12 protein-coding genes are annotated in these 14,457 nt (G+C 62.4%); 5 read left to right on the top strand and 7 right to left on the bottom strand.

Features of this window, described 5'->3' with window-relative positions; genetic code table 11:
• Positions 1-106 precede the first annotated feature (106 nt).
• The 6 genes from AMK00_RS27775 to AMK00_RS27750 form a co-directional block, all read right to left on the bottom strand.
• Positions 107-1,171: a four-carbon acid sugar kinase family protein gene (locus tag AMK00_RS27775; protein WP_064812432.1), complete on the bottom strand. Its 1,065-nt coding sequence runs from the start codon at positions 1,169-1,171 to the stop codon at positions 107-109.
• On the bottom strand, positions 1,168-2,160 hold the full coding sequence (locus tag AMK00_RS27770; RefSeq protein ID WP_064812431.1) for an ABC transporter ATP-binding protein: 993 nt from the start codon (positions 2,158-2,160) through the stop codon (positions 1,168-1,170). The genes AMK00_RS27775 and AMK00_RS27770 overlap by 4 nt, the downstream gene beginning before the upstream one ends.
• The gene (locus AMK00_RS27765; RefSeq protein WP_064812430.1) at positions 2,160-3,167 is read right to left on the bottom strand and encodes an ABC transporter ATP-binding protein; all 1,008 of its coding nucleotides are present in this window, start codon (positions 3,165-3,167) and stop codon (positions 2,160-2,162) included. The genes AMK00_RS27770 and AMK00_RS27765 overlap by 1 nt, the downstream gene beginning before the upstream one ends.
• Positions 3,164-4,123, bottom strand: coding sequence for an ABC transporter permease (locus AMK00_RS27760; RefSeq protein WP_064812429.1), 960 nt, complete (start codon positions 4,121-4,123; stop codon positions 3,164-3,166). Before AMK00_RS27760 ends, AMK00_RS27765 begins: the two co-directional genes overlap by 4 nt.
• A 2-nt stretch (positions 4,124-4,125) precedes the next feature.
• Positions 4,126-5,082, bottom strand: coding sequence for an ABC transporter permease (locus AMK00_RS27755; protein ID WP_029531769.1), 957 nt, complete (start codon positions 5,080-5,082; stop codon positions 4,126-4,128).
• A 124-nt stretch (positions 5,083-5,206) separates the two neighbouring features.
• Entirely contained in the window at positions 5,207-6,844 is a 1,638-nt protein-coding gene (locus AMK00_RS27750; protein ID WP_064812428.1) for an ABC transporter substrate-binding protein, read from the bottom strand.
• A 325-nt stretch (positions 6,845-7,169) separates the two neighbouring features.
• On the opposite strand from AMK00_RS27750, the gene AMK00_RS27745 reads away from it, so the two are divergent.
• From AMK00_RS27745 to AMK00_RS27725, 5 genes are all read left to right on the top strand, one after another.
• On the top strand, positions 7,170-8,075 hold the full coding sequence (locus AMK00_RS27745; RefSeq protein WP_064812427.1) for a dihydrodipicolinate synthase family protein: 906 nt from the start codon (positions 7,170-7,172) through the stop codon (positions 8,073-8,075).
• A gap of 13 nt (positions 8,076-8,088) precedes the next feature.
• Positions 8,089-9,273: a sialidase family protein gene (locus AMK00_RS27740; protein WP_064812426.1), complete on the top strand. Its 1,185-nt coding sequence runs from the start codon at positions 8,089-8,091 to the stop codon at positions 9,271-9,273.
• A 354-nt stretch (positions 9,274-9,627) separates the two neighbouring features.
• On the top strand, positions 9,628-10,761 hold the full coding sequence (locus AMK00_RS27735) for an iron-containing alcohol dehydrogenase (RefSeq protein ID WP_064812425.1): 1,134 nt from the start codon (positions 9,628-9,630) through the stop codon (positions 10,759-10,761).
• 82 nt (positions 10,762-10,843) lie between these two features.
• Complete coding sequence (gene pdxA, locus AMK00_RS27730) at positions 10,844-11,830, top strand: 4-hydroxythreonine-4-phosphate dehydrogenase PdxA (RefSeq protein WP_064806474.1); 987 nt, start codon at positions 10,844-10,846, stop codon at positions 11,828-11,830.
• Positions 11,831-11,963: 133 nt separating this feature from the next.
• Entirely contained in the window at positions 11,964-12,821 is an 858-nt protein-coding gene (locus tag AMK00_RS27725; protein WP_406869913.1) for an alanine--tRNA ligase-related protein, read from the top strand.
• Positions 12,822-12,923: 102 nt separating this feature from the next.
• Here AMK00_RS27725 and glpK read toward each other — a convergent pair whose 3' ends face one another.
• Complete coding sequence (glpK, locus tag AMK00_RS27720; protein ID WP_064812423.1) at positions 12,924-14,426, bottom strand: glycerol kinase GlpK; 1,503 nt, start codon at positions 14,424-14,426, stop codon at positions 12,924-12,926.
• Between the last annotated feature and the right edge of the window lie 31 nt (positions 14,427-14,457).

The raw sequence follows: 14,457 nt of genomic DNA, 5'->3' as shown, positions 1-14,457 counted from the left end.
TAGAGCATGATGCCGAAAAGTGTGAGCGGTTTTCGGACGACATCATGCTCTCACTCCAGAATTTAGAACAGAACGATTTAGGCTGGTTCGCCTAAATCGTTCTGTTCTATGCCGCCTGATTCCGAAGAACCAGCTTTAGCAGACTATCGGGCTTGCCGAAGCCCCCCGACTTGACGGCGCACCGAAAACGCCGGCCATCGGCGGCCGTGACATCGAACCAGGGAATGCCAGCCTCGATCTCGCCCTTGGGCGCCAAAACCCTCACGCCTAATGTGCGGAAAACGGCAAGAGCCGTATCGCCACCGCCGACCATCAGCATATCAGGCCTCGTGTCGTCGATGACGGCCTTGACGCCTGCCGCAAAGTTGCGGGCGACGAGCCCCGCATCGGCTGCCATATCGCCTGTGCAACGCAACAGCACCGGCAGCGCCAGGCCCTCTCCACATTCGATCTCGCCCATCGGCGCGTCCACCACCATGCGCAAGGCGCCCGTGCCTTCAAGTCGGTTCATCTGAGCGGCAGTGATCGGATCGCGCGAGCCGAAGGCAAACAGGGTCCGCGGGCTTGCTGCAAATTCCCTCCCGATCGATTGACCTGCCTCGCCGAGGTGGCGCGCAAGGGCGGCGCCGAGACCCCGGGCGCCGACCGCAAGGGTCGTCTGCCAGTCATGCCCTTCGGCGATCTGGTCAAGATCGGCATCGTCCTCGGTATCGGCAACGATAACGCGGTCCGCGCCGGTTTTGAACAGCTCAGCGATCGGCAGCGGCCGGTTGACGCCGCGGCCGACGACACAGCCCCGGTAGGTCAACCGCTCCTGATCGGGAATGGCGGGCGCGACGAGGATGGTCTTGAGGTCGAATGCCTTCGCCAGCGCCATGCTTTCCGCCGCGACATTGCCTTTCAGCCGGGAATCGATCTTCTTCATGACGACCTCAGGCTTCTCGCCACGAAAGACCGCCGCCGCCGAGTGTACTCTTTCGGCGGCTTCGCGCTCGTCCAGTGCGCGGGAGGCGGTGTTGATGACGACGACATCGCAGCCGGTGGCGACCGCCTCCTGCGCCGCCTCTATATCGACGGCGACGGCCACCGAAAGGCCGGCTTCGATGAAGGGTGTGCCGGTATCGAGCGCACCGGTCAGATCGTCGGCAATGATCGCAGCCTTCAGGATCATGCGATTTGCTCCGTATTGACGGCGTGGCACGCAACGAGATGACCGGGCCTGGCTTCCTTCCAGGCGGGGATGACCTTGCTGCAGACATCCAGGGCGATCGGGCAGCGCGTGTGGAAACGGCAGCCGGACGGCGGGTTCAGCGGGCTCGGCACGTCGCCCTGCAGGATCTGGCGCTGGCGGGTGCGCTCCAGTTCCGGATCGGTCTCCGGAACTGCCGACAGCAGCGCCTTTGTATAGGGATGCAGCGGATTGTCGAAGAGCTCCTCGCGGGTGGCGAGTTCGGCCAGCCGCCCGAGATACATGACGCCGACGCGGGTGCTGATGTGGCGCACGACGGCAAGATCATGGGCGATGAAGAGGTATGTCAGCCCGTATTTTTCCTGCAGATCGAGCAGCAGGTTGATGATCTGCGCCTGGATCGATACGTCGAGTGCCGAGATCGCCTCGTCGCAGACGATGAATTTCGGCTGGCAGGCAAGCGCGCGGGCAATGACGACGCGCTGGCGCTGGCCGCCGGAAAGTTCGTGCGGATAGCGCTGGGCAAAGCGTGTGGGCAAGCCGACATCGGTGAGCAGCGTCGCTACCCTCTCCTTCAGCTCAGCCTTGGTGCAGAGCTTATGAAAGAGCATCGGCTCGCCGATCGCTTCGCCCACGGTCATGCGCGGGTTGAGCGTCGAATAGGGATCCTGGAAGACGATCTGCAGATCGCGGCGGAAAGGCCGCATCTGCTTCTCATCGAGCGTGGCGAGGTCCTGGCCCTTGTAGACCACGCTGCCGCTGGTCGCCTTATAGAGGTTGAGGATGGTGAAGCCGGTCGTCGATTTGCCGCAGCCGGATTCGCCGACGAGGCTGAGCGTCTCGCCTTCCATGATGTCGAGATCGACATTATCGAGCGCATAGACGGTTGCCGAGCGTTCGCCGAAAGCGCCGAGCTTGACGTGGAAATGCTTGACCAGGTTTTCGACCTTGAGCAGCGGTTGAGCAGCCATCACGCGGCCTCCTGCATTCTCTGCACGACGAAACAGGCGGCGCGATGGTTGCTGCTGCCGCTCAAGGGTTCGAGCCGCGGCACCTGCTCGTGACAGATCGCCTCGACGAGCGGGCAGCGCGGCGCAAAGGGGCAGCCCTTCGGCCGGCGGCCGGGCTCCGGCGGCGTGCCGCCGATCGAGGAGAGCCGGCTTGCCGGCGGATCGGACAGTTTCGGGATCGAGGAGAGCAGGCCGCGCGTATAAGGATGGCTCGGGCGAGCATAGAGATCGTCAACCGGCGCATCCTCGACGACCGTGCCGGCATAAAGCACGGCGACGCGATCGACGAGGCCGGCAATCAGCGCCAGATCATGGGTGATCCAGACGACGGACATGCCGAGCTTGGCGCGCAGATCCTTCACCAGATCGACGATTTGGGCCTGGATGGTGACGTCGAGCGCCGTCGTGGGCTCGTCGGCGATCAGGAGCTTCGGATTGCAGGCAAGGCCGATCGCGATCATCACGCGCTGGCGCATGCCGCCTGATAGTTCGTGCGGAAAGGCCTGCAGGCGCTCTTCGGGACCAGGAATACCGACCAGACGTAGAAGCTCGACAGCGCGGGCGCGGGCTTCCGCCTTCTTCATCTTGCGATGATAGATCAGCGGCTCGCAGATCTGGTCGCCGACGCGCATGACGGGATTGAGCGAGGTCATCGGGTCCTGGAAGACGAAGCCGATATCGCCGCCGCGCACCTTGCGCAGCTCGCTGTTCGACATCGTCTGCAGGTCGCGGCCGTCGAAGGTGGCCGTTCCCTTGGCGACCTTGATCTTGTTCGGCAGGAGCCGCATCAGGCTCAGCATGGTGAGGCTCTTGCCGCAGCCGGATTCGCCGACGACGCCAAGGGTCTCGCCCTTGTCGACATGGAGATCGATGCCGTCGACGACGACGGCCGGCCCATTGCGGCCGTCGATCTCGACGGTGAGGCCCCTGACATCGAGCAGGCGTTCTCTGTTTTGCGTGTCCATCATTTGCTGCCCCGCGGATTGAGCGCGTCGTTGAGGCCGTCGCCGAGGAAGCTGAAGGCAACCGAGGCAAGGCCGAGCACGGCCGCCGGAGCGGCGAGAAGATGCGGATAATGCTGCCAGACGCGAAGACCGTCCGAGATCATGTTGCCCCAGCTCGGCGTCGGCGGATTGACCCCGACACCCAAGAAGCTGAAGGCGCTTTCCAGCACCATCGCTGTGCCGAGACCGGCGCTGACCGAGACGATCAGCGGGCCAAGCGCGTTTGGCACGACATAACGCTTGATGATGACCCAGTTCGACAGGCCGAGCGCCTGGGCCGCAGTGATATAGGGCCGGCTGCGGATCGACAACACCTGGGCGCGCACCAGACGGGCGTAGGGCGGCCAGGAGATCAGTGCCATTGACCCGAAGACGAGGATAAAATCCACCCAGATGGTCTGGCGGTAGAAGGGATTGAGGGTCTCGAGGTAGCGCGCCTCCATCCACCGGGTGATCGGCGATTTCAGCGACGCGTTGATGACGACGACGAGCAGCAGGTTGGGAACCGACATCGTCACATCGGTCAGCCACATGATGGCGCGGTCGAAGGGATTGCCGAAGAAGCCGGCGACCGCGCCGAGCGTCAGGCCGATCAGCACCGCGAAGAAGGTGACGATGACGGCGACGAGGAACGCGGTCCGCGTGCCGAAGACGACGCGGCTGAAGACATCGCGGCCGAGGTCGTCGGTTCCGAAGAAGTGGCTCATCGACGGCAGCGCATTGCGGGCGTTGAGGTCCTGGCTGAGATAATCATAGGGCGTGAGATACGGCCCGAAGATCGCTGTGAAGGCGAGGATCAGGACGACAATGAGGCCGAAGACGGCAAGCTTGTTGCGCCGCAGCCGATGCCAGGCGTCGCGCCACAGGCTGACCGGCGGCTCTTCGACGGTTTCGGTGGTGGAAAGAGGGATGGCGGACATGGTCAGCGGCTCCTTCTTGAATCATTGGCGCGCGGGTCGAGCAGCGGATAGAGCACGTCCACCAGCAGGTTCGACACCATCACCAGGAACGATCCGATCAGCGTGATCGCCAGGATGACGGGATAATCGGAATTGATCAGCGCCTGCACCGTCAGCCGGCCGAGGCCCGGCAGGCCGAACACCAGCTCGACGAAGATCGCGCCGTTGACGATGGTGATCATGATCAGGCCGAGCTGGGTCACGACAGGCGTCAGCACCGGCCGCAGAATATGGCGCAGCGCCACGATGATCTCCGGCACACCCTTGGCGCGCGCCGTGCGGACGAAATCCTCCGACAGCACCTCGATGACGGCGGCGCGCGTCTGGCGCACGATCAGCGCGATCGGCTGGAAGGAAAGCACGAGCAGCGGCAGCAGGATGCGGACATCGAAGACGCCACCCCAGCCATAAGGCACGCTCGTGCCCGGCAAAAGCACGATAAGGCCGACCATCAGCAGCGGACCGGCGACATAGGCCGGGATCGCCCAGAGAAAGAGCGCCGAGCCCAGAATGGCGTAGTCCAAGCGCGAATTCTGGTTCAGCGCGGCGATCATGCCGAGGGGAATGGCGACGACGGCCGTCAGAATGATGGCACAGAGGGCAAGCTGGAAGGAGACCGGGGCGGCAGCCGAGACCATCGCCCAGACGGCGCGGCCCGAGGTCAGCGAATTGCCGAACTGGCCGTGCAGCAGGTTCCAGATGTAAAGGCCGAACTGTTCGATGAAGGGCCTGTTGAGCCCCGCACTTTCGCGGATGGCCTCGATGCGCTGCGGATTATAGGCGACGTCGCCCGGCGCGCGCAGGAAGATCAGCTTGATCGGATCGCCGGCGCCGTAGAAAGCCAGCGCGTAGACGGCCAGCATCACCACGAGAACGGACGGAATCCAGATGGCGAACCGGGTTAGCACGTAGCGCAGCAAGGCCACCTCCCACCTGTTGTCGATGCGGTCCACCCCTGAAGCCAGATCGCATCTCTTCGTCTTGAAACTTGCGCGAAGGCCTTGCAGCCTTCGCGCGCTTATTGCCAGGAACGATAATTCCCAATCAGCCGATGGAGATGTTCCAGGGTTCGGCGATCTGCCAGTCGAGGTTCTTCTCCATGCCCTTGACCTCCTTGGTGGCCCAGCGCGACATCGCCTGAGAATACCATGGAATGAAGGCCCAATCGTCGCGGAACGCCTTCTGCGCTTGCTGGGCGAGAGCAACGCGCTGCGGATCGTCCGCAGCCTTGGTCGTCGCTTCGGCAAGGGCGCTGTCGACCTTGTCGTTCTTGTATCCGCCGAGCTTGTTCTGCGCGTTCGACGAGGTCGAGGCGATGCTGCCCGCCAGATAGGAAACGGCGTCTGGAACACGGGTGCCGACGTCGTCGCGGAAGATCTGGACCGAATTCTGATCCGGACCGGCATAGGCGTCCTGCTGCGGCTTCATGTCGACGGCCGTGATACCGAGGTTCTGGCGCCACTGCTCGGCGATGAACTGGGCGGCCGCCTGAATGGCCGGCGCCGAGATGCCGACGAAGAGGAGCTTCGGCAGGCGCTCGGGCCCGCCATAGCTCGATTCGGCAAGCAGCTTCTTGGCGGCTGCCGGATCATAGGGAAAAGGCTCGAAGCCGGAATTGTCGGCGCCGGGCACCGAGTTGAGGATCTGGTCGGCCTTCTTGTGGGGGCCATCCGGATAGGACGCCTTGAACAGGCCGTCGCGATCGACCGCCATGATCAGCGCCTGGCGGACCTTCGGATCGTCCATCGGCGCGCGGGAAGTGTTGAACCAGAAGTGCTGGCTGGTCGGGATCAGCGGGCCGGCCGAGAATTCCGGGCCGAGATCCTGAATGATCGTCGAGGTGACGAGCTCGGTATGGGCGTTGAACTCGCCCGACTTGATCAGCGACGTCGCAGTGACATTGTCCTCGATCGAGGTGATGTCGATGCGGGCAAGCTTGGGCTTCGGCCCGAAGAATTTCTCATTCGGCTCGAAGGTGATCTTGCCGGCATCGATATCGATGCTCGTCAGCTTGAACGGGCCGGAGAAAACCGGCTTGTTCTCCGGCTTGTACCAGTCGATGATTTCCTCGCCGTCGCTGCCGCGCGACTGCGACGCCTTGGTGATCGGTGCGATGTGATTTGCGAGACGCATGAAGAAGATCGGATCGGCGGCGGCGAGCGTCACGACGACCGTCCCCTCGTCGGGCGTCGCGACACCGGTCAGCTCATTGCCCGAGCCGGCGGCGATTTCGGCGTAACCCTTGACCTTGCTCAGCACCTGGTCGGCGCGCTGGCTCTTGGTGTTCGGCATCGAGGCGACTTCCCACGATCCCTTGACGTCGGCCGAGGTGATCTTGCTGCCGTCGGAGAAGACGGCCTTCGGGTCGATCTTGAAGGTCCAGACGGTGTTGTCGGCCGATTCCCAGCTGGTGAAGACGTAGGGCTTGATATTGCCCTGACTGTCGAAATACATCGGAGAGGCCCACCAGATCGAGTTCCAGCGGAAGGTCCTGCCGCCACCGCGCAGCGGCGACCAGTCCTGGTCGAAAGCCGGATGCGCGACTTTCAGGACTTGGCCTTCGTCCGCCAGCACGATGCGGGCATTCATCCCGAAGACGGTAAGGCCGACGCCGGCGGCGAGGCCGAGTTTCAACGCATTGCGACGTGATAGATTGGTTTTGTCAGATTGATCAAAAGACATGCATTCCTCCCACGATTAATTCGGCAACACTCTCCCTGCACCCTCCCAGGCGCAGCATAATCCCTGTCATATCGTTCCCTCGTTATTGTAAATATGTCAACAAAAAAACGCGATTTTAATCCGTCGAAAATTATACGTTAAAAATAACGCTGTAATTACAGATAGATAACATTCAGCCTCCGGAGTCACTCATTTTGTCTTCTTGACAAAAGCACCGCGATGGAAAAGTTCTTTGCATTCCATCGCCACAGACAAATGACAATCGCATGTGCTGTCGGACGGTTCGACGGATCGGCAAGACAAGGCGCGCCGAAGGGAGAGCGGAATGAGCCATCACAGGATTACAGGCGTTTTCAGCGCGGCCGCAACGCCGCTGACCGCAGACAATACGCCGGATCTCGGCCTTTTCACCGATCATTGCCGACGGCTGCTGGCCGAGGGATGTCATGGCGTGGCCCTGCTCGGCACGACGGGTGAGGCCAATTCCTTTTCCGGAGGCGAGCGGCGCGCCATTCTGGAAGCGGCGCTGGAGGCCGGCGTTCCTGCCGACAAGCTGCTGCCGGGAACGGGCGTCGTCGCCATTCCGGAGACCGTCGAACTGACCCGGCACGCCCTGTCGCTCGGCGTCACCAAGGTGGTGATGCTGCCGCCCTTCTACTACAAGGGCGTCTCAGACGACGGCCTCTTTGCCGCCTATTCGCAGGTGCTGGAGAAAGTCGCCGACACGCGGCTACAGGTCATCCTCTATCATATTCCGCAGGTCTCGGGTGTGCCGCTCTCCATTCCGCTGATCGGCCGGCTGATTGCCGCCTTCCCGGAAACCGTCGTCGGCATCAAGGAATCTGCGGGCGATTTCAATAACATGCAGGCCATTATCGCTGCCTATCCCGGCTTTTCCGTCCTGGCGGGCGCCGATCCCCTGCTGCTGCCGCTCTTGAAGGCCGGCGGCGCGGGCTGCATCACGGCCACCTCCAATCTCGTGGCCAGTTCGCTGCGCACGGTCTACGACCATGTCCATGACGAGAGGCGCACCGGCGAAATCGAGGCGGCGCAGGTGCGCATCAACGCCTACCGCACACTATCCAACTCCTACGTCCAGATCCCGACCATCAAGGCGATGGTCGGACTGAAGACAGGCAATCCCGCCTGGAAGCGCACCCGCGCACCGTTGATGCCGCTCGGCGAAGCTGATTATGCCGCACTCGCCGAGAGCTACGCCAAGCTGCCCTGAGGAGACCCCCGCCATGCGCTCTACCGGCCTGCCCCCCGAAGCCGTTCCAGCCCTGATGACCGGGGCCATCACCCCTCACCCCGCTGTCGAGGGTCGCGCGGACGCCTATCTGCCCTCGCCGTGCATCCAGAACCATGCAGCCAATCTCGCCTTCCTACCCGACGGCACGCTGAGCTGCGTCTGGTTCGGCGGCACGATGGAGGGCATGGGCGACATTTCGATTTACATGTCGCGGCTGGCGCCGGGCGCCGAGCGCTGGTCGGAACCGGAAAAGATGAGCGACGATCCGGAAAAATCCGAGCAGAACCCTTTGATTTTCAATGCGCCTGACCGAAAGACATGGCTGCTTTTTACCTCGCAGACCTCGGGCAATCAGGATGGTTCCGTTGTCAAATGCCGGATCTCCGATGACGGTGGCCGGACGTTCGGCACGGTCCGTATCCTCTGCGACAGCCCCGGCACCTTCGTTCGCCAGCCGATCGTCGTGAACGACAGAGGCGAATGGCTGCTGCCGATCTTCCGCTGTGTCGGCCTCGACGGTCGGCGCTGGAGCGGCGACGCCGATACGGCAGCGGTACTGATCTCGCGCGATGGCGGCGCGAGCTGGCAGATGAACGACGTTCCCGATAGCATCGGCGCCGTGCACATGAACATCCTCCCGCTCGGCGACGAGATGATCGCCTTCTACCGCAACCGTTTCGCCGAGACCGTTCTTTCCAGCCGGTCGAACGACGGCGGCAGGACGTGGAGCGCTCCCGAGCCCACGGACCTGCCGAACAACAATTCCTCGATCCAGGCCACGGTCCTGGATGATGGAGCGATTGCAATGGTTTACAATCATTCGAATGCAGCCATGTCGGATGCGCGGCGCCAGTCTCTCTATGACGAAATCGAAGGCGACGGGGCTGGAGAAACGGCCGCCGTCGTTGCCGTTATCGGCCGCAAGGCGGTCTGGGGTGTGCCGCGTGCGCCACTGAGCCTTGCGATATCGCGGGATGGCGGCGAGAGCTTTCCGCATCGCATGGATCTCGATACCGGCGACGGCTTCTGCCTTAGTAACAATTCCAAGGATTCGCTGAACCGCGAATTCTCCTATCCGTCGATCGTCCAAGGCGGCGACGGTACACTCCATATCGCCTACACATACTATCGGCGGGCCATCAAATATGTGCGCCTCGCCCCGCAATCCTTGCCGTAAGCGAAGCGGCGACCGAGCAATTGTAAATCTGCGTCCGAAGAAGGAGAAGGACGCGGGTTTCAATGGCTTCGGCCGGCCGAACGTCTTGAGCTTGATAACAAGTTCGGCTGGCTCCTCGAACATACGACAGGCAGGTTCGGCCTGCGTGGGCTATTGGAGTTCAGCGAGGGAGATCCGATAACTCCCAGATTTGTCTAATGTTTATATGTATTCTCTCCGCGTGAGAGCTTCAACCTTCCGATATCAGGCGACAAAATTTTCAGCTCTCGGGAATGCCGACTTGACATTGACATTACAACTTTACATTAAAGAAGACGACACTGTTGCCGCAAGATCCGCAGGGAGGACTGGTTCATGGCCAGCTTGGGTTCGCCAATCACGATAGTTCGGCCGCATTTGATCGAGTTCGGCATCGGCACAGCGGGAAAGCTCGGCAGATGGGCTGCCGAAAAAAGCTACAGGCGCACGCTTGTGATCTCGGATGCGTTCAACGCTTCGCGCATCGATGTGCTGGAACTGAAGGGCGAGGTCACGGTGTTTTCCGAGGTGACACCTGAGCCGGATACGGCCAATCTCGACAACGTATTGGCAGTGGCCAACGCGGCCGATGCCGAGTTGATCGTCGGCTTCGGCGGCGGCAGCGCCATGGATCTGGCAAAGCTCGCCGCCGTTCTTGCCGGCTCGACGCAGACGCTGCACGAGGTCGTCGGTCCGAACAAGGTCAACGGCCCGCGCAAAGTCGGGCTCGCCCAGGTGCCGACGACTTCCGGCACCGGCAGCGAGGCCGGCATCCGCGCGCTCGTCACCGATCCCAAGACGATGGCGAAGCTCGCCGTTGAAAGCTTGCATATGCTGGCCGACATCGCCGTCGTCGATCCGGCGCTGACCTTCAGCGTGCCGGCGCGCACCACCGCCGCAACCGGCGTCGACGCCATGGCCCATTGTGTCGAGGCCTTCACAAACCGCAAAGCCCATCCGATGGTCGACATCTATGCGATCGAGGGAACGCGGCTCGTCGGCAGGTATCTTGCCCGTGCCGTCAAGGACGGCAACGACGCGGAGGCGCGCGCCGGTCTCGCGCTCGCCTCGCTTTACGGCGGCTTCTGTCTCGGCCCGGTCAATACCGCCGGCGGCCATGCTCTCGCCTACCCCCTCGGCACGCGCTGGCACGTGGCGCATGGTGCCGCGAATGCTCTGATCTTCCCGCATGTTCTCGCCTTCAACACGCCGGCAGCCGCGGAGAAGACGAAAGCGGTGATGGCGGCGCTCGGCTACGAAACGGCGGAAAATATCGCCTCCGTCTTCGATGCGGCTTATGCTTTCTGCGCCGAACTCGGCATCGAAATGAAGCTCTCCGGTCTGGGCGTGCCGGAAAGCGATCTTGACGCGATGGCCGACGACGCCTTTGCCATTCGCCGACTGCTCGACAACAATCCGCGCGATCTCACCCGCGCCGACATTCGCTCAATTTACGCGGCCGCCTTTTAAAGCATATGCCGAAAAGTGTGGGCAGTTTTCGGACGACATCATGCTTCGGACCTAAGCAACGGTTTCAGAAGGAACTCGATTGATGGACAGGAATGCGAAAGTCGCCGTGACACTCGGTGATCCCGCCGGCGTCGGCCCCGAAGTGATCGTCAAGGCCTTGGCGGCGCTTCCAAGCGAAGAGCGTCGCGATTTCGTCATCGTCGGCAATGTGGAAGCGCTAGAGCGGGCCGATCGCGTTACCGGCTCGGGCCTGAAATTCGGACCCGCCGAGGTCGCCGGCGGCGACAGGATCGCGGTAGACGAGGTCTCGCTCGGCGCCGCCCTGCCCGAAATCGGCAAGATCAGCCCGGTCGCCGGCGATGCATCGGTGCGCTACATCACCCGCGCCGTCGATCTCGCCATGTCCGGACAAGCCGATGTCATCGTCACCGCCCCGATCAACAAGGAAGCGATGAACCTTGCCGGCCATCACCATGACGGCCATACCGGGCTTCTCGCACACCTCACAGGCTCGAAGAGCTCCTTCATGCTGCTTGCTTCCGAGCGGCTGAACACCATCCATGTCTCGACCCATATCTCGCTGAAGGGCGCGATCGAACGCGCCAAGACCGAGCGGGTGCTCGCCACCATCGAAGCCGGCCACAGGCATTTCCTGCGCCTCGGCAAGAAGGCGCGCATTGCGGTCGCCGGCCTCAATCCGCATTGCGGCGAAAATGGCCTGTTCGGCACCGAGGACATGGAATTCCTGGTGCCGGCCGTCGAGCAGGCGCAGGCCAGGGGTATAGACGTTGTTGGCCCGATCTCCGCCGATACGGTCTTCGCCCGGGCCTATAACGGCGCCTTTGATCTGGTCATTGCCCAGTATCACGATCAGGGCCATATCCCGATCAAGCTCGTCGCCTTCGAGACGGCCGTCAACGTCTCGCTCGGCCTGCCGATCGACCGCGTCTCGGTCGATCACGGCACCGCCTTCGACATCGCCGGCACCGGCAAGGCCAATCACGTCAATATGCTCTCGGCGATCGCCTATGCGCGGCTGATGGCCCGCTCGCCGCGGCAGAGGACGTAATTACAAGATCCTGAGCTGCGCAGATGCAGGACAGCGTCGTCATGCTCTGCCTTTGGTGCCAGCGGATTGCCGCAGACGCGCGATATCGCTATCTTGCAGAAAGGCACGAACAGCAAAGGAGGTTGCCTATGTCATCGCGGGACGCCTAATCCAGCACTATCAAGACTTCTGCCTTTCCAAAGGCATCGATTTCACACGCATTGAATCCGTACGGCCGCACGACGATACAACGCTCTTCTGCAGCGCTGGAATGCAGCAGTACAAATCTCTCTTCTCCGATCCTTCCTATCGTGGAACCGTCGCAAACAGCCAGGCTTGCCTGCGCATGGGCGACCTCGATGAGATCGGCGACGGGACTCATCTTCTCCACTTCACCATGCTCGGCCTTTTCTCCTTCAGAGAAATGACAGTCGGCGATGCCATCGACTTCTGGCTTGCGTTTCTGGGAACGCTGGGCTTCACGCCGGATCACGTAACGATCCATCCGGACTGCCTTCTCGAATGGACGCCGCTCTATGGCGGGCGCGTGCCCGTCGTTCCAGATCGGGAATGCATTTGGAGCGATGGCAGCATCACCGGATACTGCACCGAGTTCTACAAGGATGGCGTCGAGATTGGAAACATCGTCAATCCGCTCGGAAGCTGCATAGACGTCGGCTTCGGCGCGGAGCGTCTCGACATGATCGTCAACGGCACGCCGCAAAGCGATGCGCTTGAGACATTGCGCGAGACGGTCATGACGATCGTGGAGAGCGGTTATCGGCCGGGCAACAAGGAGCAGGGATATGTTCTGCGCAAATTGCTCCGCCGCATCCATAAAATGGGCGGCGCGCTCGACCATCCCTTTTTCAAGGACGAGGTCGAACGCCAGACGCGGCTCCGCGCTAAATATCTGCGCCTGCGTGACCGCTATTCCGCCATGAGTGCGGATTGGTGGTTTGACACCCATGGCATTGATCTCGCCGACGTTCAGGAGACCATGGGCGAATAACAAGGATAGGGCCGCCTGACAGGCGATGACAGGCGGCCTTGCCATACGCCGAACGCCCTCTGGGCACATGCCTGCGTCAGACAGTCCAAACCCGATCCGGCGCTATCCCGCCGCTGTGTCCGAAATCATGCGCGACACGGCGTTCTTCCAACCGATGATCTTGGCCTGCCGCTCGCCCTCCTCCATCGAGGGATTGAAGCGGCGGTCGCAGGCCCAGGCCCGCGCGAACTCCCGCCTGCCCGGCCAGATACCGGCTTTCGAGCCGGCGAGCCAGGCGGCGCCCAGCGCCGTCGTCTCGCGGATCGCCGAGCGGTCGACGGGATTTCCCGCGATGTCGGCCAGGCACTGCATCGTCCAATCCGAAGCCGCCATGCCGCCATCGACGCGCAATACCGTTTCCAACTGGTTAGCGCCCCAGTCCTTCTTCATCGCCACCAGCAGGTCGAGCGTCTGATAGGCGACGGACTCGAGCACGGCGCGGGCAAATTCCGCCGGGCCGCTGTTGCGCGTCAGCCCGAAGATCGCGCCGCGCGCGCCCGGATCCCAATAGGGCGCGCCGAGGCCGGTGAAGGCCGGAACGATATAGACCTGCTGGCCGGGGTCGGCCTTGGTCGCAAGAACCCCCGCCTCGGAAGCCTGGCTGATGATGCCGAGGCCGTCGCGCAGCCATTGTACGGCGGCACCCGCAATGAAGATGGAGCCTTCCAACGCATAGGTCGTCTCGCCGTCGAGCCGGCAGGCAATGGTCGTCAGCATGCGGTTGGAGGAGGAAACACGGTCCAAGCCGGTGTTCAGCAGAGCGAAGCAGCCGGTGCCATAGGTGGATTTCATCATGCCGGGGTCAAAGCAGGCATTGCCTACGGCCGCCGCCTGCTGGTCGCCGGCGACACCGAGGATCGGAAGCGCGGCCCCGAACAGAGCCTCGTCGACTAGGCCGAAATCATCGGCGCATTCCCTGACTTCGGGCAGCATGGCTGAGGGAATGCCGAGAATGCCGAGAAGCTCCTCGTCCCATGCGCCGTCATCGATATTGTAGAGCAGCGTTCGCGACGCGTTGGTCGCATCGGTGGCGTGCACGCGACCATCAGTAAGCTTGTAGATCAGCCAGCTGTCGATCGTGCCGAAGCAGACCTCGCCCGCCTCGGCCTTCTCGCGCAGGCCATCGACATTGTCGAGCAGCCAGCGCAGCTTCGTTCCCGAGAAATAGGGGTCGAGCAGCAGGCCGGTCTTGGCGCTGAACAGCTTCTCATATCCGTCGGCCTTCAGGCTCTCGCACATTTCGGCGGTGCGCCTGTCCTGCCAGACGATCGCGCGGTGAAGCGGCGTGCCGGATTTGCGATCCCAGACGACCGCCGTCTCACGTTGATTGGTGATGCCGATCGCCGCGATCACGGCGGCGTCGATGCCGGCATCGGCGATCGCCTTGCGCACTGTATTAAGGACGGACTGCCAGATTTCGGCGGCGTCATGCTCCACCCATCCGGGCTGCGGATAATGTTGGGTGATCTCCGCCTGCGCCGAGCCGGCCATTTTCATGTCGCCATCGAAGATGATGGCGCGTGAAGACGTCGTGCCCTGGTCGATCGAAAGAATATAGCCGCTCATATCCGTCTCCGGCTCGCACGAAACCGCTCCG

The sequence above is a fragment of the Rhizobium sp. N621 genome (assembly GCF_001664325.1).
In the GTDB taxonomy this organism is placed as follows: domain Bacteria; phylum Pseudomonadota; class Alphaproteobacteria; order Rhizobiales; family Rhizobiaceae; genus Rhizobium; species Rhizobium esperanzae.
This window is presented reverse-complemented; position numbering and strand designations above follow the sequence as displayed.

Bases quoted from the DNA above. Each gene is read 5' to 3' on its own strand.
- AMK00_RS27740 (WP_064812426.1), top strand. From the start codon at position 8,089: ATGCGCTCTACCGGCCTGCCCCCCGAAGCCGTTCCAGCCCTGATGACC.
- AMK00_RS27775 (WP_064812432.1), bottom strand. From the start codon at position 1,171: ATGATCCTGAAGGCTGCGATCATTGCCGACGATCTGACCGGTGCGCTC.
- glpK (WP_064812423.1), bottom strand. From the start codon at position 14,426: ATGAGCGGCTATATTCTTTCGATCGACCAGGGCACGACGTCTTCACGC.
- AMK00_RS27770 (WP_064812431.1), bottom strand. From the start codon at position 2,160: ATGGCTGCTCAACCGCTGCTCAAGGTCGAAAACCTGGTCAAGCATTTC.
- AMK00_RS27760 (WP_064812429.1), bottom strand. From the start codon at position 4,123: ATGTCCGCCATCCCTCTTTCCACCACCGAAACCGTCGAAGAGCCGCCG.
- pdxA (WP_064806474.1), top strand. From the start codon at position 10,844: ATGGACAGGAATGCGAAAGTCGCCGTGACACTCGGTGATCCCGCCGGC.
- AMK00_RS27750 (WP_064812428.1), bottom strand. From the start codon at position 6,844: ATGTCTTTTGATCAATCTGACAAAACCAATCTATCACGTCGCAATGCG.
- AMK00_RS27745 (WP_064812427.1), top strand. From the start codon at position 7,170: ATGAGCCATCACAGGATTACAGGCGTTTTCAGCGCGGCCGCAACGCCG.
- AMK00_RS27735 (WP_064812425.1), top strand. From the start codon at position 9,628: ATGGCCAGCTTGGGTTCGCCAATCACGATAGTTCGGCCGCATTTGATC.
- AMK00_RS27765 (WP_064812430.1), bottom strand. From the start codon at position 3,167: ATGATGGACACGCAAAACAGAGAACGCCTGCTCGATGTCAGGGGCCTC.